Origin of the sequence: Oceanobacillus alkalisoli (genome assembly GCF_021556485.1) — a bacterium.
Classification (GTDB): domain Bacteria; phylum Bacillota; class Bacilli; order Bacillales; family Amphibacillaceae; genus Oceanobacillus; species Oceanobacillus alkalisoli.
Genome location: NZ_JAKGBW010000007.1, coordinates 77915 through 104483, shown reverse-complemented (window position 1 = coordinate 104483; position 26569 = coordinate 77915). Strand labels below are relative to the sequence as shown.

Annotated in this window: 27 protein-coding genes; 7 read left to right on the top strand and 20 right to left on the bottom strand. The window is 40.7% G+C overall.

The window, feature by feature from the left end; genetic code table 11:
* Positions 1-151 precede the first annotated feature (151 nt).
* Entirely contained in the window at positions 152-2284 is a 2133-nt protein-coding gene (gene pilM / locus LZD48_RS09055) for a pilus assembly protein PilM (RefSeq protein WP_235762409.1), read from the top strand.
* 96 nt (positions 2285-2380) lie between these two features.
* Here the strand turns inward: pilM and LZD48_RS09050 are convergent, their stop codons facing one another.
* From LZD48_RS09050 to LZD48_RS09015, 8 genes are all read right to left on the bottom strand, one after another.
* Positions 2381-2995: a YtxH domain-containing protein gene (locus LZD48_RS09050; protein WP_235762408.1), complete on the bottom strand. Its 615-nt coding sequence runs from the start codon at positions 2993-2995 to the stop codon at positions 2381-2383.
* Between the two features lie 30 nt (positions 2996-3025).
* Positions 3026-3439: a DUF948 domain-containing protein gene (locus LZD48_RS09045; RefSeq protein ID WP_235762407.1), complete on the bottom strand. Its 414-nt coding sequence runs from the start codon at positions 3437-3439 to the stop codon at positions 3026-3028.
* 329 nt (positions 3440-3768) lie between these two features.
* The gene (murC, locus tag LZD48_RS09040) at positions 3769-5082 is read right to left on the bottom strand and encodes a UDP-N-acetylmuramate--L-alanine ligase (RefSeq protein ID WP_235762406.1); all 1314 of its coding nucleotides are present in this window, start codon (positions 5080-5082) and stop codon (positions 3769-3771) included.
* Positions 5083-5489: 407 nt separating this feature from the next.
* Positions 5490-6599 (bottom strand): nicotinate phosphoribosyltransferase, encoded by a 1110-nt coding sequence (locus LZD48_RS09035; RefSeq protein ID WP_235762405.1) that lies wholly within the window; start codon positions 6597-6599, stop codon positions 5490-5492.
* 65 nt (positions 6600-6664) lie between these two features.
* Entirely contained in the window at positions 6665-8947 is a 2283-nt protein-coding gene (locus LZD48_RS09030) for a DNA translocase FtsK (protein ID WP_235762404.1), read from the bottom strand.
* A 736-nt stretch (positions 8948-9683) separates the two neighbouring features.
* Positions 9684-10286 carry a YtpR family tRNA-binding protein gene (gene ytpR / locus LZD48_RS09025; RefSeq protein WP_235762403.1) on the bottom strand — a complete coding sequence of 201 codons (603 nt, stop codon included), beginning with the start codon at positions 10284-10286 and terminating at the stop codon, positions 9684-9686.
* A 16-nt stretch (positions 10287-10302) separates the two neighbouring features.
* Entirely contained in the window at positions 10303-11106 is an 804-nt protein-coding gene (locus LZD48_RS09020) for a DUF1444 domain-containing protein (protein ID WP_235762402.1), read from the bottom strand.
* Between the two features lie 27 nt (positions 11107-11133).
* A complete protein-coding gene (locus LZD48_RS09015; RefSeq protein WP_235762401.1) occupies positions 11134-11454 on the bottom strand; it encodes a thioredoxin family protein in 321 nt (106 codons plus the stop codon).
* 285 nt (positions 11455-11739) lie between these two features.
* On the opposite strand from LZD48_RS09015, the gene LZD48_RS09010 reads away from it, so the two are divergent.
* Positions 11740-12180 (top strand): YtoQ family protein, encoded by a 441-nt coding sequence (locus tag LZD48_RS09010; RefSeq protein ID WP_235762400.1) that lies wholly within the window; start codon positions 11740-11742, stop codon positions 12178-12180.
* A 36-nt stretch (positions 12181-12216) separates the two neighbouring features.
* Here LZD48_RS09010 and LZD48_RS09005 read toward each other — a convergent pair whose 3' ends face one another.
* Together LZD48_RS09005 and LZD48_RS09000 are read right to left on the bottom strand one after the other, a co-directional pair.
* Entirely contained in the window at positions 12217-12723 is a 507-nt protein-coding gene (locus LZD48_RS09005) for a DUF84 family protein (protein WP_235762399.1), read from the bottom strand.
* Between the two features lie 8 nt (positions 12724-12731).
* Positions 12732-13799, bottom strand: coding sequence for a M42 family metallopeptidase (locus tag LZD48_RS09000; protein ID WP_235762398.1), 1068 nt, complete (start codon positions 13797-13799; stop codon positions 12732-12734).
* Positions 13800-14174: 375 nt separating this feature from the next.
* On the opposite strand from LZD48_RS09000, the gene LZD48_RS08995 reads away from it, so the two are divergent.
* Positions 14175-14489: a PepSY domain-containing protein gene (locus LZD48_RS08995; RefSeq protein WP_235762397.1), complete on the top strand. Its 315-nt coding sequence runs from the start codon at positions 14175-14177 to the stop codon at positions 14487-14489.
* A 36-nt stretch (positions 14490-14525) separates the two neighbouring features.
* Here the strand turns inward: LZD48_RS08995 and LZD48_RS08990 are convergent, their stop codons facing one another.
* The gene (locus LZD48_RS08990; RefSeq protein ID WP_235762396.1) at positions 14526-15371 is read right to left on the bottom strand and encodes a YtnP family quorum-quenching lactonase; all 846 of its coding nucleotides are present in this window, start codon (positions 15369-15371) and stop codon (positions 14526-14528) included.
* A gap of 105 nt (positions 15372-15476) precedes the next feature.
* Positions 15477-16406, bottom strand: coding sequence for a DUF4349 domain-containing protein (locus tag LZD48_RS08985; RefSeq protein ID WP_235762395.1), 930 nt, complete (start codon positions 16404-16406; stop codon positions 15477-15479).
* Between the two features lie 232 nt (positions 16407-16638).
* Between LZD48_RS08985 and LZD48_RS08980 the strand changes: the two genes are divergently transcribed.
* The gene (locus tag LZD48_RS08980; protein ID WP_235762394.1) at positions 16639-16824 is read left to right on the top strand and encodes a hypothetical protein; all 186 of its coding nucleotides are present in this window, start codon (positions 16639-16641) and stop codon (positions 16822-16824) included.
* Complete coding sequence (locus LZD48_RS08975) at positions 16824-18299, top strand: sodium:solute symporter family protein (RefSeq protein ID WP_235762393.1); 1476 nt, start codon at positions 16824-16826, stop codon at positions 18297-18299. The genes LZD48_RS08980 and LZD48_RS08975 overlap by 1 nt, the downstream gene beginning before the upstream one ends.
* Before the next feature lie 43 nt (positions 18300-18342).
* Here the strand turns inward: LZD48_RS08975 and ybaK are convergent, their stop codons facing one another.
* The 4 genes from ybaK to LZD48_RS08955 all read right to left on the bottom strand — a co-directional run bounded on the left by ybaK (position 18343) and on the right by LZD48_RS08955 (position 22137).
* The gene (gene ybaK / locus LZD48_RS08970; RefSeq protein ID WP_235762392.1) at positions 18343-18816 is read right to left on the bottom strand and encodes a Cys-tRNA(Pro) deacylase; all 474 of its coding nucleotides are present in this window, start codon (positions 18814-18816) and stop codon (positions 18343-18345) included.
* A gap of 233 nt (positions 18817-19049) precedes the next feature.
* A complete protein-coding gene (locus tag LZD48_RS08965; RefSeq protein WP_235762391.1) occupies positions 19050-20072 on the bottom strand; it encodes a proline dehydrogenase family protein in 1023 nt (340 codons plus the stop codon).
* Positions 20073-20243: 171 nt separating this feature from the next.
* Positions 20244-20555, bottom strand: coding sequence for a YuiB family protein (locus LZD48_RS08960; RefSeq protein ID WP_235762390.1), 312 nt, complete (start codon positions 20553-20555; stop codon positions 20244-20246).
* 361 nt (positions 20556-20916) lie between these two features.
* Positions 20917-22137 (bottom strand): NAD(P)/FAD-dependent oxidoreductase, encoded by a 1221-nt coding sequence (locus tag LZD48_RS08955; protein WP_235762389.1) that lies wholly within the window; start codon positions 22135-22137, stop codon positions 20917-20919.
* 392 nt (positions 22138-22529) lie between these two features.
* Here LZD48_RS08955 and LZD48_RS08950 point away from each other — a divergent pair, with 392 nt between their 5' ends.
* Complete coding sequence (locus LZD48_RS08950) at positions 22530-23558, top strand: NAD(P)/FAD-dependent oxidoreductase (RefSeq protein WP_438822753.1); 1029 nt, start codon at positions 22530-22532, stop codon at positions 23556-23558.
* A 43-nt stretch (positions 23559-23601) separates the two neighbouring features.
* On the opposite strand, the gene LZD48_RS08945 is transcribed toward LZD48_RS08950, so the two are convergent.
* From LZD48_RS08945 to LZD48_RS08935, 3 genes are all read right to left on the bottom strand, one after another.
* Complete coding sequence (locus LZD48_RS08945) at positions 23602-24294, bottom strand: Crp/Fnr family transcriptional regulator (RefSeq protein WP_235762387.1); 693 nt, start codon at positions 24292-24294, stop codon at positions 23602-23604.
* Positions 24295-24332: 38 nt separating this feature from the next.
* Positions 24333-24689: a HesB/IscA family protein gene (locus LZD48_RS08940; RefSeq protein ID WP_235762386.1), complete on the bottom strand. Its 357-nt coding sequence runs from the start codon at positions 24687-24689 to the stop codon at positions 24333-24335.
* A gap of 71 nt (positions 24690-24760) precedes the next feature.
* On the bottom strand, positions 24761-25081 hold the full coding sequence (locus LZD48_RS08935; RefSeq protein WP_235762385.1) for a YuzD family protein: 321 nt from the start codon (positions 25079-25081) through the stop codon (positions 24761-24763).
* A 165-nt stretch (positions 25082-25246) separates the two neighbouring features.
* On the opposite strand from LZD48_RS08935, the gene LZD48_RS08930 reads away from it, so the two are divergent.
* Positions 25247-25471, top strand: coding sequence for a NifU family protein (locus tag LZD48_RS08930; protein ID WP_235762384.1), 225 nt, complete (start codon positions 25247-25249; stop codon positions 25469-25471).
* A gap of 49 nt (positions 25472-25520) precedes the next feature.
* Here the strand turns inward: LZD48_RS08930 and LZD48_RS08925 are convergent, their stop codons facing one another.
* Entirely contained in the window at positions 25521-26492 is a 972-nt protein-coding gene (locus LZD48_RS08925) for a YutH/CotS family kinase-like spore coat protein (protein WP_235762383.1), read from the bottom strand.
* Positions 26493-26569 lie beyond the last annotated feature (77 nt).

Below are 26569 nucleotides of genomic sequence, written 5' to 3'. Positions count from 1 at the left end.
TGTCAGATTTCCGTGGTATAAAACTTTATTTCGTTAGGGCAGTTTTACCCAAGACCTCCACTTCTTTATTTTATCCCGCTAAGAGGTCGGGGTACTACAGCCCGTTAATGTGTGGTAGATTAGTAGATAGAGATTGAAAGAGGTGAGCATCGTGGAAAACATAATTTTCGCATTAGACATAGGTACAAGGTCAGTTACCGGTGTATTAATCGATAGAGATAAGAATTCCATCCGGCTGATTGATCATTGCATGATAGAACACGAAGCACGCTCCATGCGGGACGGACAGATCCATGATGTCCCCGCAGTTGCGGCAACGATAAAAAAAGTAAAAGCTACACTCGAGACAAACTATGGTGCCCCTTTACATAAAGTATGTGTCGCAGCTGCCGGTCGGTCGTTAAAAACGATGGAAGCAAGTGCAACGATTGATTTAAGGAAATTTCCGATTAAAAACAATGAGGATGTGAAGCATCTTGAACTCGCTGCTCTCCAAGCTGCCCAAGAAAAATTGGGGTCAGAAAAGCATGCAGACAGCTATCAAAGCTATCATTGTGTTGGGTACTCCTTACTCTATTATAAATTAGACAAAGAACGGATCGGCTCGCTTATCGAACAAACCGGTAATGAAGCTAGCGCAGAAGTAATTGCTACTTTCTTACCTAAAGTAGTTGTTGAATCTTTACTTCAGGCAGTTCGAATGGCAAATCTGGAAGTAGAAGCGATGACGCTTGAACCGATTGCTGCCCTTCATGTCCTCATCCCGGAGTCCATGCGCCGCTTAAATGTTGTCCTAGTAGATATTGGTGCCGGTACAAGTGACATTGCAATAACCGAACAAGGAACAGTAGTCAGCTACGGAATGGTGCCGATTGCTGGAGATGAGATAACTGAAGCGCTCAGTGACTATTATTTACTCGACTTTCCAGAAGCGGAAAAAGTAAAAAGAAAAATCGTCTTGGAAAACGAAGCCGAAATAGAAGATATTCTCGGGTTCACTTCCACTCTTACTTATGATGCTTTCGTTGAAAATATAAAAAGTGAAATTGACCGGCTTGCAACTGTAATTGCTAATGAAATTAAAAGTTTGAACGGAAAAGCTCCTCGTGCTGTCATGTTAGTTGGCGGCGGAAGTCTTACGCCGACGATCGCCGAGAATATAGCAACACATCTTGATTTACCTGACAACCGAGTAGCAATCCGAGGGGTGGAAGCAATCCAGCAGCTCCAAGTGGATGATACATTATTTGAAGGACCAATTTTTGTCACACCTATCGGAATTGCAATCACTGCAAAAGAGCGTCCAGTGCAATATACAGAAGTTACGATTAACGATAGTATAGTCCGGCTCTTTGAAGTGAATGAATTGACGGTTGGTGACGCCTTTGTACAGGCAGGCATTGAGATCCATCGCTATTATGGAAAGCCTGGCATTGCTGCGATTATCAAGGTGAACGGGAAAGATGTTACGATTCCCGGCAGGTTCGGTGAGCCTCCAAGCATCCTCTTAAATGGCAGACCGGCTACAGTAGACACCTGTATCAAGCAGGATGACATAATGGAACTAAGAAAAGGACAAGACGGAGAACGTGCGACAATTACACTTGAGGAATTAATTGGGGAAACAAAAACGATAAGCGTAAAATTCAATGAAGAATATCACACGCTCGGTACAACATTTACTGTAAATGGCCAGCTTAAAACTGCTAGTTATCGCATTCTAGATAAAGACGAAATCCAGTGGACGAAACGAGAGCGTGTAAAAGACCTGCTAGAACATTCCAGTTACGATAAAGATATTAAATTAGCGTTTCCAATTTACGTCAACCGAAAGAGGCTGGATTTACCAATTGGAAAAACAACAATTCTTGTTAATGATAAGGAAGCATCCATGGAAACGATATTACACGATGATGATGAACTGAAACTTATTCCAGCTAGAACACCAATTGTAAGAGATATCTTTGAAGCTCTCGAAAAATCGGATTCCTATTCGATTCAAGTATTTTTCAATAAAGAACCTGTCACTCTTTATAAATCTGCCTATACAGTTTCAAATAAAGGACAGACATTACATAAAGAAAGTGAACTACATCCGCATATCCGTCTGACCATACAAGAAAAAGAAGTTTCCACCTTTGTTTTTCAGGACATATTTCGCTATGTTGCGTTAGATTTAACAAATGCGACTGGAAACTTCACCCTCTGTTGTAATAACGAAAAAGCTGGATTTGATACGCCTATTAACGACGGGGACGCCTTAGGAATTGTGTGGGATGATTGATTAAATTCGCCCCTCATGATTATAATTACGATTGTTCTCGGTTTATTTACATAAAAAGGCTACAGACGCTTATTTTAGTCTGTAGCCTTTTTATATTTATCTCGTTGTACCACTGCTGTTTTTATTGCTTTTCAATTCTTTATCACCAGTTTTAACTGCCTCGGCTGCTTTATCTGCATCTTCTTCTATTTTCTTACTGACATCTTTAGCTGTTTTTTCTACTTTTTTATCAGCTTTATTAGCAGCCTGCTCAACCTTTTTGTCTGTCTTTGCAGCAGCTTGTTTAACTGTTTCTTTTGCTTCGTTTAACTTTTCATCTGCCTCAGCTACCGTTTTCTCCGCTTGGTCAGCCACTTTCTCTGTTGCATCCTTTGTCTTCTCTGTAACTGCTTTCGTTACATCTTGGGCTTTATTTGCAGCAGTTTTCGTTAACTCTTTAGATTTCTTCGTTAATTCTGTGCCTGTATCCATTGCTTTTTGCTTGAATTCTGCGCCAGTTGTGTAGGCTTTATCTTTCCAGTTCGACCCCTTTTGGGCTGCAATATCTTTAAATTCTCCAGCACGGTTTCTTACTTGCTGAGCACCCCTATTCAAATCGTGTCGAGTTTCTCTTCCAGATTTAGGTGCAAACAGTAAAGCGGTTGATGCACCAATTACTGCCCCTAGTGCAACGCCAATTGCAAAATCTCTCGTATTATTGTTTTCTGCCATTGTTATTCCCTCCATAAAGTTGAAAATTAATTAATACTTACTTTCTTTTCTCTTCAGGACATATTCTAAAATAGATGCTCCCCATTTCACCGCTTGGTTCGTCTTTTCTTGATCTTCCTGCGATGCACGAGAAATACTATTCGTTAGTTGTTTTAACGAATGATCAAACTCCTTCATCGTCTCACCAACACCTTGTGCGCCATCAACTAAACCGTCAATTTTGCTGGATTTGAGTTCGACATCAGCAGCCAGCCGATTCGTCTTATTCAGGAGCTCGGTCGTTTCATCCGTTATTCCTTTTAATTGTGTTTCTAGTCCTTGTAATGTTGTCTTTGTTTCATTCAAAAATCCTTTTGTTACCTTTACGGTATGGATAATGTAAATCGTTAGTACCACAAGAGCTATAACTGCGATGATTATAGCAATGTAAAGCATGACTTCCATATTTTCAGCTCCTTTTAACAAATAATTGCTTTTGTTAGATAGATTAGCGGTACTTAATTACTTTATACCCTAACTATCCCTCATTAAACATCAACTTATAGAAACAGTATATAACGTAGTGAATGAAATTTCGAATGATACGGCGGGACAGAGAAGCGCAAAAGCACTCCAAAATAGGTGGTTATTTTCCTAGGACTGTGCTATAGCGCTTTAAATGGGAAGATAATGGACCATATAATTCCCTCCAGCTCTTCTAATAAGAAGATATGTAAAAAAAGTCTGCCCAAACGGCCTCCTACCTAAGGTTGCCTGGACAGACTTTCCATTCTCTACTTATTCAATACTTCTGGATGGGTTCCAGGCTTATAAGCTTCGATAAACTTTTGGATGTCTCCAGCACCCATAAAGATGAGCACACTGCCCTTATGTTTATTTAGAACCTCTGTATGGTCAATATCCAAAATTTCACAACCATCAATTAACGTTTGAAGATCATGGATTGTTAATTTACCGGCCTCTTCTCTGGCAGAGCCAAAGATTTCACATAAATAGACAGAGTCAGCACCTTCAAGACTATCGGCAAACTCCTGCAGAAATGTCTTTGTCCGTGTAAAAGTATGCGGCTGGAATATAGCTACAATTTCTTTATCCGGATATTTTTTCTGCGCTGATTCAATCGTTGCTTTAATTTCTCTTGGGTGATGAGCGTAATCATCAATAATAATTTGATCACCCACATGCTTTTCTGTAAAGCGCCGTTTCACTCCACGGAATGAACTCAAACTCTTTATTTCTTTAGCAGGGATACCTTCATAATGACACAATGTAATGACAGAGAGCGCATTTAAAATATGATGGTCTCCGTACATTGGAATCGTAAACGTATCATAATAATTGCTTCTGATAAAAACATCAAAAACAGTGCCTTCTTCTGATGTTTTAATGTTTCTTGCTTGGAAATCATTGCCTGGCTCCAATCCATAATACAGGACGGGAACATTAGCGGTAATTCGCTGCAAGTATTCATCATCACCACAAGCAATAATACCCTTCTTCACCCGATCTGCCATATCTTGGAAGGCAGAGAAGACATCATCTACACTTGTAAAGTAATCCGGATGATCGAAATCGATGTTCGTCATAATTGCATAATCTGGTTCATAACTCAGAAAGTGTCTGCGGTATTCACATGCTTCAAAAACAAAATATTCACTGTCCACGTGGCCTTTACCCGTTCCGTCCCCGATTAAATGGGAGATCGGAAAGGCTTCATTCAGCACATGGGCAAGCAAACCAGTCGTTGAAGTTTTCCCATGGGAGCCTGTAATTGCGATACTCCGGAACTTTTTCAGCCAACGCCCGAGGAAATCATGATATCGGTAAAATTCGCAGCCTAAACGTTTCGCTTCTTCTATTTCTTCATGGTTATCGGGGAATGCATTTCCCGCAATAATTGTATATTCCGCTTTAATATTATCTTTAGAAAAGGGGAGAATTGGAATGTTTTTTTCAAGTAAAGCTTCTTCAGTGAAAAAATGCTTTTCCACATCCGAACCTTGAACGGTCTCACCGGAGTCGTAGAGAATTTGTGCAAGTGCACTCATTCCAGTTCCCTTTATACCAATGAGATGGTAAGTTGTCATAAAAAGAACCTCCACATGTTCAAAAAAGGATTTGACTTACTGTTTGTGATAGATTATCACACAATAGCTTATTATAGCAAACAATCAAGGACATGAACATAATTCTTTCATCCCAACTTGTTTCTACAGAACGTTCAAAAAGGAGGATAAAAAGAACCGAGGTCGGCTAAAAACGCAACGTTCTGTTGCGCCGCCGACACGAACACGTCCTGTACGTCGAAGTTCGAGGCGGCGAGAGCTCCCCGCACCGGAATGTACGTTTTCAGGTACAGGAGGAGCGGAAAAGCGAGCCAACGAGCTTCCACAGGAAGTGGTGAGTTCTACGTTGTCCACAGGACGTGGACGGTCTTAGTAGAACCTCCCATTCACGAAGTGTCATTTTTACCGTACTTTTTGAACATACTCTTCTATACGATTTTATATTCCACCACTTCAAGCCGTGGATTCGGACGAAATCTACGTCCTTCCTTTGCTTCCGGTGAACCATTCAATAGGACGAGGTCCCCTGTGAATCCGATATTAAGCCGTAATAAGCTTCTTCCTACACCATACATATCAACTGGTACACCTGCTTCTTCAAAGTCTTTAATGCGTTCTTCGGTAAATCCGCCGGAAACCATGATTTTCACATGCTGGAATCCTTCATCATCAAGCGCCTTCCGTAAAGCAAATAATAACTCGGGATTAACTCCGCGTGGGTCGAATGTTCCAAGTAAATGATGATTTCTTAAGAAGTATTTATCCACCAATGTACGGGAAGTATCAAGACGAACAGAGCTCAATTGTTCACCAAAACGCTTTGCTACCTTCAAAGAATCTGTAATGACATCATTGTTATAGTCGACAAGAGCGGATAGTTCATCTCCAGGGAATACTTCATGATAGCTTTCAGCCGCTGCAACGACATCACCGCGGTACATCTGGATGAGTGCGTGTGGCATTGTTCCCATGCCTTCTTTCCCCCACCACTCATTCATCGCATGAGTTGCCTGAGCAGTAGAACCACCAATAAATGCTGCATATCCATCCCCTGCCTGGGTTGTATAATGGTCGTCCCTGTCCCCCATGAAGATGACAGGTTTTTGTTTATCAGTTATGCTCGCTGCTTTTACCACATTGTATACATTCGTTGCGACAGATGTTCTTCTTGCAAGTATTCCGTCAATCATTCCTTCTAAATAACCGAATTGCTGATAAGCACCTGATATCGTCAGGACCGTCTCATATGGACTGATGCGGTCTCCATCTTTCAGTGATTTGATTTCCAATGTCTCTGGATTGTCAGCGAATGTATGAAGTAAAGCAATTACCTCATCCGTACCGCAAAGTACAGCATCATCTTTTTGAAAAAACTGCATCGTTACATGATTATTAGGATTTTTTTCCTCAGCAATCTTTTTCGTTTTCAAAAAATATACAGCTGAGAACCAGCCTTCCCGGATACGTTCATCGAATTTAAATGTTTTATTTGTTAAACGGTCAATTTCACCTGCGAGCTTTTGATCAATTTCTTTCATCATTCTTCTCCTTATTATTTATCCTGTTTTCAATATCATATATAACTATCGCAATTGAAACAAATTTATTCACTTATTTGGGCAGCAGTTTCTGTTACGAGGACATCCCTTGGCTTACTTCCGTTTTGTCCGGAAATAATACCACGGGCCTCCAACGTATCAATGAGTCTTGCGGCCCGGTTATAACCGATTTTAAAATGACGCTGCAGCATGGACGTGCTCGCTGACTGTTGGTGGATAACAAATTGGATTGCTTCTTCAAGTAGCTCGTCCTCATCTTCTTCCAAATGGATTTGTTCCAGCAGCTGTTCCTGTTCGAATAAATATTCCGGTTCAGCGATCTCTCTTGCATAAGCCGTAACTCTCTCAATTTCTTCATCAGACACAAACGGGCCCTGGAGTCGAACGCTTTTGCCTGTTCCGTTTTCCATAAATAGCATATCACCTTTTCCTAAAAGCTTCTCCGCTCCGCTCACGTCAAGAATTGTACGGGAGTCCACTTGAGAAGAAACACTAAAGGCGATCCGCGTTGGGATATTTGCTTTAATGAGTCCAGTAATGACATCAACAGACGGTCTCTGGGTAGCTAATAAGAGATGAATCCCGCAAGCTCGTGCTTTTTGTGCGATTCTACTGATGGAATTTTCCACATCTTGCGGAGACATCATCATTAAATCAGCCAACTCATCAATAACGATGAGAATGTAAGGCATTTTTTCTTCGCTTCTGTTTTCACTATTCACTTTCCGGTTGAAGCGTTCAATGTCTCTGACGCCTTCTTCCACGAAACGTTCATAACGTTCTTCCATTTCATTAACCGCCCATTTTAAGCTCTGTGTCGCAGCTTTTACATCGGTTATAACAGGAGAAACGAGATGCGGAACACCATTATACGGTGCAAGCTCCACCATTTTCGGATCAATCAAGAGCAGCTTCACATCTTCGTGGCTCGCTTTGTATAAAACACTGATAAGAATTGTGTTGATGCACACACTTTTTCCGGATCCAGTTGCACCAGCAATCAGGCCATGGGGCATTTTTTGGATATTTGTTATTTTCGGCTTCCCTTCAATCGTTAGACCTAGTGCAGCAGTCAGCGGTGATTTACTCTCTTTAAACTCGTCGGTCTCTACAATCTCCTGCAATCCAACCATTTGTGCTGTTGGATTCGGCACTTCGATACCAACTGTATTTTTCCCCGGAATTGGTGCTTCAATCCGAATATCTCTTGCAGACATATTTAATTTTAAGTCATCACTTAAATTTCTAATTTTACTAACCTTCACACCAAGTTCCGGCTGTACTTCAAACCTTGTTACAGACGGTCCTTGTGTGGCGAGTACAACTTTAGCTGCAACATTAAAATGTTTCAGTGTCTGTTCAAGCAAATTTTGCTGATCCTGAATCCAAGGGTCATTTGCATAATCTTCTTCTTGCGGATCATTTAAGAGATGTAACGGAATGTGAATATCCTTTGGCGTTTCTTCCACCTCAACTTGCTCCATCACTGGTTGGACAGTCTCGTTTTCCGGCTGTCTCTCCCTTTCCCTTTCTAAACGTTTCTCAGGACGGCGCAACCCTCGTTCCCGCACCCTTTCATTTCGTTCCATTTTTGCTTTATCGAGCGGGGTCATCATAACGTTAAATGGTACTTCTCGTTTATTTCCTTGTTTTCTTTCATTGCTTGTTTTATTTTTTTCAGGTTGGGGCGCTTTTTTATGTACCAATTTATCTGTTGTTTCTTCCTGCGCCAGCTGCTGAATTGTTTTAATTTCTTCTGTTTTAGTTTTTTCTTCCTTCTGTTGGGGTTCCTCTGCTTCTACTGTTACCGCTGTTTCTTGTAATGCAGTTTTCTGTTCTGGTGCAATTTCCCTAATGGCGGATTCAATTGGTTTGCGCTCTTCTTCCTGTACTTCTAATTGTTCTTCTTTCTCTATCTTCTTCCGAGCATAAGCTGGTATGTTCTCTACTTCATCCGTCCTTTTTTGAAAACCATAGATTGGAGACGGTACTTCTGACGCCTGAAATGGTGGTGCATTTTCATCTTTATATACTTTCCTAGGGGCAGTGGATGCCGTTGTATTCCTGCTTTTTTCCGGTTTACGGACCGGCTCTTGCTTCCTGCGGGTATAAGCTGGTTTTTGTTTATCTTCATCTTTTTTCCGAGCTTCCCTTTGGTCTGGAATTACCGGAAAACGGAAAGGTCTGTTTTCTGGATACTGATAAGTCATTCTAGCTTTTAATTGCTGACGATTTTGATTTGGCTGATCAGGGTCTTCTATTTCGATTTCTTCTTCTACTTCAGTTACGAAAAAGTTTTTCATTTTATCTAACCAATGCTTTAACATTTCATTCACTCATTTCCTTTTCAATCCATATTGCTTCTCTATTTTACCAGTTTTTTAAGTATTGATGTAGTTTTATTAAAATTAATATTTAATCCCCCCGTTTCCTTAGCTTGTAACAGCTTAGCTGAGCTTCATTAAGCGTAAGTGTGTATTACTTTCATTCAGCGTAAGTATTTTGCGCATTCTCTAGACTGGAGTTCTAACCCCCGTTCAGTTGCCCGGTGGCCGGATGCGCATCCTTGGGCACTGCTAGAGCTCCTCGGGCTACCGCCCTGTGGGATCTCCAGACTCGTGCTATTCCCGCAGGAGTCACCGTCCACCGGGCAACTGAACTAGTAGGGATGATTATTATTAATCGCATATATTCCAGTGCAATATCACGATAAAAATTATATCTTTGGAATAATAAACAGTGATCTAAATTTGACCTTTCCTGGTAGCAGTCCAGACACCTCGAGACTCCTGCGGGAAGCCGGCTAAGAACGGTCACGTCCTGTGACCAACGCCGGCATTAGAACTTCCTGTTCGGAGGTAAGCCTGACGAAACCCCGCAGCGCGTTAGCGCGAGGAGGCTTGCCGGCCGCTCAGCAGGTGCGAGGGGTGTCTGGACTGCGGACCTCCAAAAGTGAGTTTCGGACACTTGCGCTAAATAAAAGCGGTGCGTCATCTCGTTTTATAATAAAAATTTGGTTAAATAAAAAACACACCCTATTGAAAAATAGTGTGTGCTTCTATTTTAAAAGTTAAATTCTTCGCCAATTTGATAACTGTCATCAAGTACATAAATTCCTTTTTCATCTGGTGCGTTTGGTAGTCCCAATTCTTTCTTGGAACAAATCATGCCATTCGACGGGACACCGCGCAGTTCAGATGGTTTGATACGGAGGCCGCTTGGCATTGTTGCTCCCACTTTGGCAACTACTACCTTTTGGCCTGCATCGACATTTGGTGCACCGCAAACAATTTGCAGTACTTCTTCCCCAACATTAACTTTACAAACACTCAGCTTATCAGCATTTTCATGTGGTCCCTTTTCCTCGACATAACCGACGACAAATTTCGGGCTTAGATCAAAATCAAGTTCATCATCCAAATTATTGTCTTTGAATAGATTTTTGATTTCCGCAAGTAATGCTTCCGTCAGCTTGATTGCACCTGTTTCGGCAAGTTCAAATTTATTCGAAGCATCGAATATGTTGTAACCGAGCACTTCCTGGTTTTCTCCAAGCACTCGAACAATGTCTCCCTTTGTTTCATACGTCCATTCATAGCGATTACCATCTTTAACTGGAATAAGGAGTACATCACCGATTCCGTTTGGATTATAAAATACGTTCATTCTCTTCGTCCTTTCTCTATTTCTCCGGGCGATTCTTCGCGAGGATAAAGATTGGTTCTAATTTTTTATCTTCGTAAATAAATGGTAACGATGTAATTGGGATACGTCCTTCTGAGAAGTATTTCATTGTAAGCTGGGCTAAAATATCATACCCGGTCTTATTCTGAATATCCGCAACAATTAATACATCCTGATGTGGAGTTGCAACGGCCATATCACCTTTCACATTGATCTTCATCTCTTCTAAGAATGCTTCATTCAATATTCTGGTGGCATCATAGCCATCTTGGGTCGCAATGAAATAGAAATCATTGCCTGCTACGTTATCAGCCTTATAGTCGGTTGAGAGCGAACGGGCATTAAACATCGCGATTTCTTCTAAATGCTGCCGCGTCCAGTCTGCCCCGTGAAGAAGATCCTCATCAATCAGCCGGTATGATTTCCCTTCATCAAGTGCATAAAATATTCTCGTTTCCGCGGTATGATCTTTAAACATCAGCTTTTTTTCGGCTTTTGTTTCAGTTGGGAAGGATGTCGAACGGATTACGGGATAAATATGCTTTTCCATTCCAGTCAATTCGACTTCTTCCCGCATCATCCGGAGCGCCTCCTCGATATGCTCGACCACTTCATCGATTACCGATTCACCACGCGTATTATATTTTACAATGATATTAGGAAGCGTCAAGGTTAAGCCTTGCTTTGTGTCCTTCCACTCGATTCGAAGTGTGTCTTCTTTCCGGTTGAATCTAAACTGATAATTTTCATTTGTGAGTCGTTCTTTCAATATATCCCGCATACGGGTACTTGTCATTTTCATCGATGGTTCCTCCTTACAAACTTATTGTCAAACTTTCGCAAAGCCATCGATAAACGAAATAATTTCTTCTTTTGTCTTCCGGTCTTTACTGACAAAACGACCTACTTCTACCCCTTTATTAAAGGCCAAAAAGCTAGGGATGCCGTAAATATCATTTTCTCCAGCAAGTTCCATAAATTCGTCTCGATTAATTTCAACAAAAGTATACTCTGGATATTTATCTTCTATTTCGGGTAGGATTGGTTCAATGACGCGACAGTCCGGACACCATCCTGCCGTAAAAAGAAAAATTGTTTTTTCGTTATTTTTAAGTTCGTTATATTCTTTTACAGATTGTAATGCTCTCATCTTCCATCATCTCCTTTTTTTCTATCATAGCTTTCCTTTCTATCTGTTTCAATTCACACGTCCTGAGTGAGTGAAATTAAACCCTTTCACGATAAAGTGAAACTTCAATCAGTAGAGGTTTTTTTCATCCCCCCACTGACTGTTAGTTGAATGAATCAGGGTGTCAGCGTCCGTTAGCTCCACTTAAACTTTCTCGGACGGACGGTTGCACCGAGATGAATTATTTGCAATTATTATTCTATTCGTTAGTATAAAAGTAGAATCGTATTTTTTGGAGGTGCTGAAATGGAACTTACAGTTTATTTAGCTGGTGAGATTCACTCAGACTGGCGGGAGCAATTAAAGACAAAAGCAGAGGAAAAGAATTTGCCTTTAAACTTTGTCGGGCCACAGACGAATCATGATCTTTCAGATGATATTGGCGAAAAAATTCTCGGAAAGCAACCAGATAATTATTACAGGGATGATGCCGCTTCTGCCGTGAATAATTTGAGAACGCAGGTACTCATGCAAAAGGCGGATGTTGTTATTGCCTTATTCGGTGAGAAATACAGGCAGTGGAATACCGCAATGGACGCCTCAGCTGCGATTACATTGAACAAACCAACAATCTTAGTTCGGCCGGAAGAATTTATTCACCCGCTGAAAGAATTATCCAACAAAGCAACTATCACCGTTGAAACAATTGATCAAGCTTTAGAAGTTTTAGCGTATATTTATGAATAAAAACGAAGGAGTGCCAAGCTAAGCACTCCTTCGTTTTTATATTTTAGACCAGTACTCCAGTTGCCCGCGGAGAATTTGAGTAACGTGGGTGAACATAGTGCTCCTGTCAATTTGATCGTTCGTAAAAATACCGATTGCACCTTCATTTGATCGGATGTTTTCTTTTTGTGCATACTCTTCCATGATGTCCCCTAATTCTTTCCCTTGCTTCAACTCTGGTAAAAAAGCACTCGGTAATGCGATCCGGGCGCCAGCTGCGGTGTAAATCTCATCATGTGAAACGGCAAGCGCTCCCCAGTTCGTCAGGTAGAGCGAACCGTTAAGAAGCATAACGCCACCTTCCAGTCCGACCCCAATATCTGTTTCTCTTAAGTTAAACGCGGCGATTGCCCGATTGATTGCACCTTGTCTTGTTTCCTCATCTGTTTTTGGCTGCGGTGAAACACCGGAAGGAACACTGATTCCCTCGACAGTATATTCCTTAAACACAGCTTCACAGGCATGGATTTTCGTTGGATTTTTAGAACCAATTCTTACTTTCATTACATCCCTCAACTGTTGTTTTTAATCGTATCAATGGTCGTCTGATCACTTGATTTTACAAGTTTAATGAGCAGTTCTTTCGCTGCTGCATAATCATCTATATGGACAATGGATGCTGACGTATGAATATATCGTGAGCATATTCCAATGACCGCACTTGGCACCCCATTATTCGATAGATGGATTCTTCCGGCATCTGTTCCGCCTTGAGAAACAAAGTATTGATACGGGATATTATTCGATTCTGCGGTATCAAGTACAAACTCCCGCATACCGCGATGCGTCACCATCGTACGGTCAAATATCCGCACTAATGCACCTTTTCCAAGCTGGCCAAAGGCTTTTTTATCGCCTGATGCATCATTAGCTGGTGACGCGTCAAGGACATAAGCGATATCTGGCTGAATCATATTCGCTGCAACTTGCGCCCCGCGAAGCCCAACTTCTTCCTGGACAGTTGCTCCAGAATATAATGTATTCGGCAATGACTCATCCTTTAATTCTTTTAACAATTCAATGGATAGACCGCAGCCATAACGGTTATCCCAAGCTTTAGCAAGAACTTTCTTCTCATTCGCCATCGGTTGGAATGGTGTAACTGGAACAATCGAGTCTCCTGGTTTCACACCGATTCCGAACGCATCTTCCCGGTCATCTGCCCCGATGTCAATGAGCATATTTTTAATTTCCATCGGTTTCTTCCGCTGTGCTTCCGTTAATAAATGGGGAGGAATGGATGAAATCACACCGATCACTGGACCATTTTCCGTCATCACTTGAACGCGCTGAGCGAGCATCACTTGATTCCACCAACCACCTAGCGGCTGAAAACGGATCATTCCATTGTCCGTAATTTGTGTAACCATGAAGCCAACCTCATCCATATGTCCTGCAATCATAATGCGGGGCCCGTTTCCTTTTTTCACACCGAAGACACCGCCGAGGTTATCTTGGACAACTTCATCCGAATATTTCTCTAATTCTTTCTTCATAAAAGCCCGGACAGCATGTTCATTCCCAGGCGCTCCCTGGAGTTCGGTCAAATTTTTAAAAAGATCTAAGGTTTCCTGATTCATGTTAAAACCCCTTTATATATATTCTATTTTCTCTATGCTCTTGTTAGTATAACGGATAATGGAAGCTACTTTCCACTATCCCGTTGTTGTTAAGATGGAGTTTTATAAAGTGAAACTTCATTAAGAGGAAGTATTCTTATCTCCCCCGCTGCATGTTAGGGGAACGAACCTTAGGTGTTAACTCACATTTCTTCCCACCTAAGCTTTCTCGAAGACCCTAAAGTTTTGAGGTTAGAGTTTTTTACGGACGATTACACTGGGGTAAATAAACTAAGAATAGTCATGACTTCAGTCGCGAGATGAAATTTCCAAGTAAGTAAGATATACTTTATAGTAGAATTATTGTTATTTCATTTAAATGAGAGGTGGAACAAATTGAAAAAAAGAAACCTTATACTCGCAGCAAGTCTCGGTATCGCGGCAGGTTATCTGCTGAAGAGCCAATTGGACACAAAGCAGAAAATAACACCGGAGAAAGCTTTGAGCAATGCAAAAGAAGCTTTTAAACGAAACGGGCCAATTAGTGGTTCATGGATTTACATGAAACCTGAAGAAGTGGAGAAAAATGGTCTGGTGTACGAAGCTTACCGTGGAGGAATTACGAGAAATATTGATGGGGAAAGTAAACAGTATGAATTTTATGTTGACTTGGAGACGGGCGGAATTATCGCATCAACTGAAACCGCTTAAAAGATAAGCGCTTCTCAACTGAAGCGCTTATCTTTGTCATTCTCTTATCCTCTTAACCTCCTGAATCCGTTCGCCTTCTTTATTAAAACGAATCGCACGGTAATAGGCATCATGATAAAATGTGAACCACGCCTGCCTATTATAACCATATTCCATCCACTCCTGTTTCTCATGGACAGATGTGACTGGATAATCATCATAAGCAAGTGCCCAAAGCTTGTTTTCATGGGCATTCGTCGGCATCAAATCTGCCATATGAATAAAACAATCTTCTCCGTCTTCAAATACAATAATGGCATGCCCTTCACTATGGCCGCCAGTATGAATCATCCGTAATCCTTCTGCTATTTCCAGTTCATCTGCGAAGGTTTCAACTTGATGTTCTATCGATCGCCAGTTTATTTCCCAATACGTATTGACGGAACGAATATTAGGATGGCGCATTTCTTCCCACTCGATTGCAGTCGTGTAAATAACCGCATTGGAAAAAATCGTTTCATAGCCTTCTTTCCCTTGTTTTGACAAGCCGCTCGCATGGTCAAAATGTAAATGTGTCATTAATACTGCATCAATTTCAGTTGGTTTCAATCCTAATTCATGTAATGATTCCTCGAGAAAAGAAAGCTCCTTTGCACCAAAGTTACGAATTTGTTTTGCTGTTAGTTTATCTGTACCGATTCCTGAATCAATCAGATAATTTTTGCCATCTAACTGAAGTAAAATTGGGTCTGTCCGGAGTTCAATTAAGTTCTTCTCATCTGTCGGATATTTCCTTGACCATAAAGCTTTCGGCACAACACCAAACATGGCGCCACCATCCAAATGATTGACACCACCACGTAACCAAGTCAATGCCGCCCTGCCAATTTGTAATTTCTCCATCTTCTTCCTCCTCTTTAACTCACTTGCTAATAGTTTATCACGCATTAACGGTCTGTAATACCCCTCCTCTCAACATGAGGGAAGCAAAATATTGGGACATTGGGGTCAGACACCAGGTCCCGATGACTTGTTTTTCTTTTGCTTTCTCCAGATAAAGAAACTGATCAGCATAAGTGCACCAACAGTGATTAATATTGGGAGGTTGCCGATGAGAAATATGGTTAATGCAGAAAAGGCGCTGATAAGAAAATTAATGCTTTTCATAAATTGTTGCTTCGTCTCACCCCATGTGTTCAAATCACCGTCATTGACACTTGAAAGGGTTACATGGCGTTCCTGGATTGAAATGGTTACTGTTGAAAAGTCCGTTTTGTCTTGAAGATAATTCATCCTGCCGACAATCATTTCAACCTCCTCTTGTACTATTGCTAAATCATTCGATATTTTTAATAAGTCCTCTGTTTTCTCTGCACCATCTAAAAATTCCAGTAATCTTTCCTCGACTTGTTCTTTCGATTTCAAGCGGGACTCCAAATCGACGAATTCCTCGGTAACATCTTCACCGGAAACATAGTGATCCAGCACCTTTGTACTCCCCTCTTCAATCACATCGAGAAATGTATGAAAATCTTCTTGCGGTATCCGAACTGTCATCTGACCGCCCTTCAAATCTTCCACCTGTTCGTTATAAAGCGTCGACTCAAGCACATAACCGCCAATCTTTTTAGCTTCCTTTTGAATTACATTGGAAAAGACTTCAAAATCATCTGTTTCCACACTTATATCTGCTGTATAAATGACCTTGCGATTTGCTTCAACCGTAGCCAGTCCATCATCATTTCCTGCGCTCTCCGTTTCTACATCTTGAGCCTCCTCCTTATTCGCTTCAGAAAATTGTTGCTCGCTCTCTTCCATTCCATAACTTTCTGTCTCGTTCGCAATATCGGCCATTTCCTCGGCGGAATTATCTGCCCCATTACTCGTACAAGCTGCCAGTAAAAAACTGAACATCAATATAATTAAATACTTACTCACTTGAACTTGACCCCCTTTTAATCCTTCTTACTGCATTGGACGTCAATCGCGGACGAAAGTTTCTTAATTGAAAGATTTTTTATGTAGCCTTCTTAATTACAATCTGGTATGATAGATTTTGTAATTTTACATTGAAAATATGGAATTCTCGTTAAGACATGTGATTTCTTTCACAATAATATGGTTCGTTTACTTCGAGCTAATCTCATAAAATAGAGGAGGAATAGCATTCATGAAAAGGAATGAAAAGGTTTATGCCGTCATAATTACAAGCTTGATACTAAGTGCATTTGTTGTACCGTACACATTGCTTACGAATGTCGAAAGATGGTATGGCAGCTTTTTATTTTGGACGGTACTTACTGTTATTGTAATTGGCATCAATTATTTATTAATTAAGGAATGGGGCGGAGAATAATGAATTCATCGTACGTTTGGTGGGCAGTTGCCATCTATATTATTGTTTCTTTAATCATCGCCTTCTTATCGCGCCCGGGTAAACAAAATAATATGGTTAGTTATTTTCTTGGAGATAGAAAACTCGGCGGAATTGTATCTGCACTTAGCTACAGTGCGACAACTTATAGTGCCTTCATGCTTGTTGGATTAGCCGGGCTTACATATAGTGGCGGAGTTGGTGCGCTCGGGTTTGAATTGATTTATCTGATGGGAGTTTCGCTGATCGCCTTTTTTGGGCCGCGTTTTTGGGTTGTCGGAAAAAAATATGGCTACGTCACTCCCTCTGAAATGCTTGGTGACCGCTATCAGGACAAAAGAGTGGCGATCATTGTCGCGATAACGAGTTGTCTCTTTCTCATCCCTTATAGCGCCGTCCAGCTAACTGGTGTTGGCTACCTGCTTTCCGGTCTTACGAATAATGAAATCACGTTTTCAACCGGTGTGTTGATTGCAACGATTATGGCTATTTTATTTTCTTATATTGCGGGAATTCGCTCCGTTGCTTGGACAGACTCCTTACAGGCAGTATTCATGATCATCACATCAATCATTGTCGTTCTTGTTCTTATCAATGGATTAGGCGGATTCAATGGTTTTTTCCAGACGCTTGAGACAGAACATCCAGCTTCATTAGCGGTGCCTGGTAATGGATTTTTTAATATTTTTACATTTATTGGCATGACCTTGCCATGGATGTTTTTCAGCCTTTCCAACCCACAGGTTAGCCAACGGTTATTTATGCCGTCATCTTTGAAAAACTTAAAAATTATGATACTCGGCTTTATGGTCTTCGGGCTCGTTTATACACTTGTTGCAATTTTTTGGGGCTTCTCGGCAACCATTATGTTTCCGAACTTAGATAACGTTGACATGGCAACACCTTTAATTCTCTCTAGCGACCTTGTACCACCGATTCTTGGGGTTATTGTGATGGTAGGAATTATGGCAGCAGCTATCTCAACGATTGATTCCATTTTACTCACCCTGGCTTCGGTATTTGCGAAGGATGTGTATGGGAATCTCAGAGAACGGCCATCTGACCGGATGCAGCTGCAAATTGGTAAATTTGTCATTCCTGTAATTGCGATTATTGCTTATCTATTTGCCGAAATGGAACTAAGTATTATCGTACTCCTCTCGGTCGCTTCTTCTGCTGGTCTTATCATTGCGGTGCCTGCTATATTTGGAACGTTTTTCTGGAAACGAGGTACAGCTGCTGGAGTATTAGCGAGTGTGGGCATTACGGGGGGCATTGTCATTCTTTTAGAAGCATTTCAGTGGAAGCCGCTCGGACTCGCCTCAGGTGTGTGGGGAATTCTCTTATCCACTCTCATCTTCATCGGTGTCAGCTTAGCTACAAAAGCACCGGAAGAAAAAGCTGAAGAATTCTTAACTACTGTAAAAATTGCATTACAAAAGGAACGCAAGAAATGAAAATAAGGTCCTCCACACAGCTGGGGACCTTATTTTTGCCAGGCTACTCTGCTCGTAGATCAGCATACGTTGCTTCTGTCATTGTTCTTAGGTCTTCTGGCGAGAGTTCGACTTGAGAACCGCGTTTTCCTGCCGAAATGACGAGATATTCCAAACCTTTAGCTTCGGAATCAATGTATGTCGGATAGCTTTTCTTCATGCCAATCGGCGAGCAACCACCCCGGATATACCCTGTCGTCTTCTCTAAATCTTTCATCGGCAACATGTCAATCTTTTTATTGCCACTTACTTTGGCGAGTTTTTTCAAGTTCAGCTCATCTTGTGCGCTAATCACGACAACGACTGGGCCCGTTTTATCCCCGACTGTTACGAGTGTTTTAAACACCTTCTCGAGTGGAATATTCGTTTGACTTGCAGCAGTTTCCGCATCGAGGCTATCTTCCTTCCAAGCATACTCATGAATCTGATAAGCAACCTTTTCCTTATCAAGCAAACGATGAACATTCGTCTTTTTCATCCAATCACTCTTTATTCGTTTTTCTACTAGTTTAGCACATTCAAGCTAGAAATAATCAAAAAAAACGGGAAGATCATCGTCTATCCCATTCTGCTTTTTTTAATGAATCATTTAACTGCCTAGCTACTGTTACTACTTCGTCAAATTCCGCTTCAACTTCAGAATCATGCTTATATATTATTCGGCTTACTACAATCGCAGCAATCTTTGTTAAGATAGATTCCGGGAGTATTTCATAATTGTTTCAATTTTTTGTTTTTTCGACTCCTTCTGCCTACAAAAAATGCAAGTGCTGCAACTCCGGCTGCCCCTGCCATGACCGCCCCTGTCTTCAATCTGTTATTCTCCGTATAGAGAGTATCTTTAAGCACAAGATTAATATTTTGCGGACGTTCTGCTAGCCGGCGCATGAAATACCCATACCAATCATCGCCAAACGGAATATACGTACAGAAATGATAACCTTCTTCAGCTAATGCATATTGCATCTCGACACGGAAGCCATAAAGCATCTGGAATTCAAATTTGCGTTTATCAATTTGATGAGCTTCTACATATTTTTTTACCTGATTGATTAGATGATGATCATGGGTTGCAATCGATGTAAATGCTTCCCCCTGCAATCTTTCTTTCACCGTTTCCATGAAATTCGCATCAATTTCTTCTTTAGACTGATAAGCCACATCTCCAGATTCTTTATACGCTCCCTTTACGATCCGTAATCGAACATTTTCAAGATCCTTCAAGTCATCAAGTGTACGGTATAAATAGGTTTGTAACACGGTTCCGATATTTTCATACTCTTTATGAAGTGCTGTTACAATATTAAGTGTCGGCTGGTAATGAATATACTTCTCCATATCGACATTTACGAAAATATTGTATTCATTTGCTTTAACAAGGATCTCCCGCATGTTGTCCATACAAAAATCTTGATCGATATCAAGGCCAATTTGAGTTAACTTTACTGTTATATGACCATCCAGCTTCTTCTCGTGAATATATTCAACGACTTGAAGAATCTGATTTTTAGCTGCTTCAGCTTCTGACCTGTCAGATACGAATTCCCCTAAGTTATCAAGTGCTACAGAAATGCCGCGCTCGTTTAATTCTTTTACTCTTTCAGCAGCACGGGGCAAATCCGTCCCAGCTACAAATTTCTCTGCACCAAGCCGCAACCCCCATCTTTTTGCATTGTTATTCAGAAATTGATTGTTTGATAAAGCAATGAAAAAATCTCGAGTTAAGTTCGCCAATGTACATTTCTCCTTTGTATGTCATTCCTAGTATGCAGGGTGAGTCCTTTATTTGAAAGCGTTTTAATTAAAGGGTAAATTTTTTGGAAATGCTATTATCCTTATTATAGCAAAAATAAAATCCACAGCCCAATATAAAATGACTGTGGTTTTTAATGTTGCGTATCATTTTTAAAACATCCGATACCCGCTTCTTCTTAAAATACGAATCGTAAAGCCAGAAGCAATTGTACCTAGAAAACCGGCACCCATAATGACATAGTCAGCTAATTTCAAAGCCGCAAGCGTATCTCCCAATAGTTTAAAAGATTCCGCCGTGTTCGTAAAGTAATCAAAAGTAGAAATGCCATCTATCATCATTATTGCAACAATTGGATATAGAATTGACATGAGCCAAGTTCTTCTTAAAAGCATATTTAAAATAAAAGCGATACCAAAGAAAATGACAAAATATAACATAATGGAAACTACTAGCTGTATCAATGATGTGACTCCCTTCGCTTCGTTAACTAACACCCACGCTTATTTTATAATAAATAAAACAAAGGCGCAAGCGCCCGTTTAGCGACGTACAAACTGTGCCTCCCAGGATGGGAGGTAGTTCGATGTTGCCCCAGGAAGGGGCGAACTTAATCGAACCTCCTTTTTACCGGAAGGGAGATAAAGGAAACTCAGGCGAAGAGAGTGAGTTGATGTTAACTTTCACCGCAAGGGTATAAGGGCGACTAAGCCTCACAAAGACCAAACGGCTAAGTCTTCTTTATCGATTGGAGGAGTGTAAAGTTTGATAGTCGCTGGGCGCTGGAGCCAGACGATGAAAAAGCAAAGACATATAGCCTCTGCTTTACGTATGGAAGATATTAAATCTGCCCTTTTTCATCAAGAGATAGATTCCACCTAATTGCAGCAGATATCGGTTTAACGAGAGTTTCTTCATAAAAGTCGCTTTCCAGCCAAAATGCTTCTTCCCATTTAATGATACAGCCACCCCATCCGAGGAACCGAGCGAAGCAATGATTGCCTTTTTTTCAGATTGAAAGTGCTGTAATGCTTCTTCATTAATCTGTGCCTTAATATTCCGTGCTGCAACTACAGCAGAAGCAATTGCTGTCTCCGCATTTGCAGGGCATGGTCTTCCTGTCTCCGCATTGGTAATTAGGGCACAGTCTCCTAAGACATAGACATTCTCATACCCTGGGACACGTAAATCTCTGCTTACTTCTACTTTGCCGTTTACCGTTGGGATGCTCGAATGTTCAAGGAGAGAATTGCCACGAACGCCAGCTGTCCAGACAATTGTTTTTGCCGGTATTTCGATCTGTTTTCCTTCTTTTTCATACATGACCCGATCATGCTTCGACTCGACAATTCTAGCGTCTGTAATAAATTCCACACCTCGGGATTCAAGAGAATTCATCGCATAGTTTACAAATTCTTGTTCACATCCTGGTAGAATAGTAGATTCACATTCTACCATAATGATACGGACCTGCGTTCGGTCCACATCATATTCACCACCGAGTTCAGGTATTCGGTCGGCAAGTTCACCTGCATATTCGATTCCAGTGAAGCCTCCTCCAGCAATAACAATATTAATTCGTGCCGCATTCTTTTCTACCTCATTTGCATACTTAGCGAAATTATATTCCAAATGCTCTCTTAATACTCTGGCGTTATTTAAATTTCCAATTGGAAAAACATGTTCATTTAAATCCGGATTTGTGATTGCTTCCGCTTCAAATCCTAGACCAATAACAAGGATATCATACGAGATCTCCTGATTCAGAAGTTTTACTTTTTTATTCTTTTCATCAATCATCGTCACTTCATCGATTACAAAGTTAATTTTTTCTTGATTAATGATATCGCGGATTGGAATCATCGTTCGTTCCGGCTTTAGAGATCCTGCTGCCGTTTCATGAAGCCATGTCGTTTGATAATGATAATCATGTTTGTTCACGAGCGTTATATTCGCTTCATTCTGGTGCAATATTTTCTGTAATTTAGTTGCAGTTGTGAGACCACTATAGCCTGCTCCTAAAATTACAATATGTGGTTTATACATCTTTTAAAACACTCCATTAGCCTTAGATTTGCTCAATTATTTTGCATGTTTCCCGTTATTAAGTTGGCTATTTTTGTTTATCCCGGTGTAACCGTCCGTAGAACTCCCGCCTCAAAACTTTAGGGTCTTCGAGAAAGTTTAGATGGGAAGAAACGTGAGCTAACAGCTAAGTTCCATTCAACTAACAATCAGTTAGAGATAAAAAACCCCACTGATTGAAGTTTCCCTTTATGTGAATCACATCATAAGATTATAACATAATTGTAATGAAAATAAAATATAATGTTACACGATTGTTACAAAGCGTCTATCAACCGCTAAATGTGATACGTTTTTTCCTTGATAATGAGCTAGATAGTTACGATTCGATTGCGATTTATGGTAGGATAAGAATGTTGATAATTTTAGTACAGAGAGAGGGAATACTGTTGTCTGAAGAACTTTATGATATAACGATAATAGGTGCCGGACCAGCAGGGTTATTCACTGCTTTTTACGGAGGCATGCGTCAAGCGAAGGTAAAGATTATTGAAAGTTTACCGCAAATCGGTGGACAGCTTGCAGCCCTTTATCCGGAGAAATATATATATGATGTTGCTGGATTCCCAAAGATTAAGGCAGTTGATCTCATCGATAATTTAGAAAAACAGGCGAAGTTCTTTAATCCTACAATCGTACTCGATCAGCAAATCGAAACGATGGAACGGCTCGAAGATGAAAGTATAAAGCTCGTCAGCAAGAATGGGGACGTCCATTATACGAAGACGATGATTATTACCGCTGGCAACGGAGCATTTACTCCGAGGCGTCTAAATATCGATAATAGTGAGGACTTTGAAGGTATTAATTTACATTACCATGTTCCCGATATGAATCATTTTAAAGATAAAAATGTCGTTATCCTTGGTGGCGGAGATTCTGCTCTCGATTGGAGCCTAATGCTAGAAAAAATTGCAAAAAGTGTAACGCTTGTCCACCGCAGAGATCAATTCCGTGCTCACGAGGCAAGTGTGGAACAGCTGAAAAATTCTGCTGTTGAAGTCATTACACCATATGCAGCCGAAGGGATAACAGCCGCTGAACGAATCGATTCACTAACACTGCAGGAAGTACGTGGTGAAAGTAACATTACGTTGGATGTGGATGAGGTCATTTGTAACTATGGGTTCATTTCTTCTCTTGGGCCAATTAAAGACTGGGGACTGGAAATCGAAAAGAATAGTATTGTCGTCAATACGAAAATGGAAACAAACATCCCTGGTGTATATGCAGCTGGTGATGTGACGACCTATGATGGTAAAGTTAAATTGATTGTAACCGGTTTTGGTGAAGGACCTACGGCTGTTAACAATGCGATGCGCTATATGGATCCAAAAGCCCGCGTTCAACCAAGACACTCGACTGATATGGCCATTTTTTAAACAATAACGGAGCCCAATTTCTAAACAAAGCGGGCCCCGTTTTTTATGCTGGTGCAATTACTAGCTTCAGTGCTTCCAGATTCATTATTTTAATTTTTCGGTGGCCATCTTGCTCAATCCATTTATTTGTCTGGAAGGTAGATAACCGTCTGCTGACCGTTTCTTGCGTAGTCCCTAAATAAGATGCGAGGTCCTTTTTACTCATCGGAAGAACGATGTCCAGTTGCTGGTTCTTTTCTGCAAGCTCGACTAAATACGTAGCAATTCGCATTTCAACATCTTTCGAACTTAACTCTCCAATAAGCTTCTCCGTCTGATCTAGACGCTCACTGAACTGCTCTAATATTTTCAATGCAATCGATGGATGTTCTTTCATTAAGAGTTGCATTTCATCACGGTGAATGGCGCATATTTCCGATTTCTCTATTGCTTCTGCATAGCTATCCATTTCCTTCTTCGTAAAAATCGCCATTTCTCCCATGAACTCACCAGGTTCCAAGATACGTAATAACTGCTCTTTACCAGATTCAAAGATTTGATAAATCTTTACTCTGCCCTGGTGAACGATGTACAAGTAATCTAATGGGTCACCGTCATGAATAATGATTTCCCCTTTCCGATAATTCCTATGGGTACTTCGTTCGGCAATTTTTACCATTTCATCATACGTTAAATGGTTGAAGAACGGAACTTTCGCGACGCAGAGTCTGCTCGTATCTATATTTTCTTCTGTCATCTGCCTTCACCTGCTTCTTAGTCATTCAAGGTCCATGCTTAACACTTCTCAACTGGACCATCATACTCTTTCGGCCGGAAAGATGAACCACAGCCACAGGAGAGCACAGCGTTCGGATTATCGATACTGAATCCTCCACCCATTAGATTCTCTTTGAAGTCAATCTTCGTTCCTTCAATAATAGGGATATCTTGGCTGAACAAGACGACTGGAATTCCATTTATTTCTTTCACAACATCTAATTCTTCATTGATTTCTTCATCAAAGCCTAAGGAATAGGAAAGACCACTGCAGCCTCCACCTTGCACACCAAAACGAAGGCGTACCCCTTCCTCTTCATCCTGCATCATTTCTTTAATTTGAACACTTGCCCTATCCGTTAATACGATAGACATATGTTTTTCCTCCTTTGGCATCGCTTTCCCTTTATTATACAAATGAAAAATAAGTTTATCAATCGTTCTGTTTATCCCATTAGGCCTTTTTCTTCCAATGATTGATAAATTGTTTTCAAACGTGGAATCCCTTCCGCCACCAAGTCTTCGTTTACAAATACAATGGGCCAGAACAAATCCTCTTCAATAATTTGCTGCACAAAGTCCTGGTGTTTCTTTTCTGTCTGTGGTTCATTAATATCCACATATTCATATGTTATCGCATCCGTTTCGTATTTCCGGCCTATTGCAGCTTGCAGCCACTCATACGTATCTATTGAACCTGGTGCTCCTACACAACTAGCACAAATTTGTTCAGCTCCGTAGATCGTGATTTTAATTTTTTCCCTCATTGGCCTGCCTCCTTCTCCTTTTGATTTATATAAAAGAGTTTCTTTCATTTTACAAAATAGGAAAGCAAAGGTACAATATAATTAACCGATAGGAAATTTTAGTTTCATCAATAGAATTACCTGCAAATCCGTTTTATACTAGAATTCGAAAGGGGGATGTGATTCATGCATGAGCAAGTACAAGAAGTTTTAAACAAATTACGTCCATTTTTACTCCGTGACGGTGGAGATGTTGAATTAATAGATGTGGATGAGGACGGTATTGTCCTGCTCCGTTTAATGGGTGCTTGTGGCAACTGCCCGAGTTCTACTATTACATTAAAAGCTGGGATCGAACGCGCTTTAATGGCTGAAGTTCCAGGCGTTAGAGAAATTGAACAAGTATTCTAATCAGGCAGCGAGTTATAGCTGCCTCTATTCTTTTTATGTTCCCATATTATCATGAAAGCCAGTCTACCTCAACAAGCTCAAATGCTCCTTTATCGATTTCCATCTTTTTGTAAAAATTGTTTAACCGCTTTTCATATCTTTCCTGCAACCTAATCATCTGGTGCAACGCAGCTTCGCCTCTTTGTATATCCCCTCCGCTCATCAACTGCTCCACCGTATCAAAGAAATGAATTGGAAATAGTAAACGTGCGTAAATTAGCCTCCAGCTAAATACAGACAGCGGTCTAATGGTCTGGTAATCTCTAATAAACGCATGTATAAAACTGTCTGATTGCCCGCTTAAAAAACAATTACGGATAAATTCAGCTATATCTCTTGCTGGATGGTCAAAGCCGAGCTCATCCGGCCAAATTACTTCACGTTCAACTTGATTATTGAACCGAAGAAAAGCAATCGTTCCCTGATCGACTTCTGTATAACGCGTTTCATTTTCTTCTGTTTCCCTCAGGTATTGAATCGCATTTTCACTCATACCTATAATATAGGGTAAACAATCAAAAATACGAGGCTGTGCCGTCTCCTCTTCCATGAGCTGAAAAGTTCGTTCTTCAAATAAATTCAGCTTATCTATCCAGAGCGTTTTCCATTCTCCATAACTGGAAATTGTTTGAGGCTCATAATAATAATCAGACCCTACCTCATGAAATAATGCCAGGCTTCTGCCCAAGCTTGCTTTTTCCATATTCCGGTCCGCCACTTGGTAAATTAAGTACGAATTTGTTTGATATTCTGTAAACCATTCATCTTTCATATTTTTAACAGGAAGTGCAATATGCCGGTAACCATTCTCCATTAAATAGTAAGCGAGTACCGCTTGTTCCATCTGAATCATTTCGAGATTCCGGGATTCCATGTTAAAATAAACGAAACCATCTGCAAGAAATCCAGTTCTTCCATCAATCACCATCTTTTCTTCCGGATGTACTTGATAATAATCAGTTAAAAGGTCACGAAAAGACAAGTTAAGTTCCCCCTCTTCAAAGAAATGGATATACTAAGACTATATGAATGAGAAGAACTTAATTTAACTACTATTTG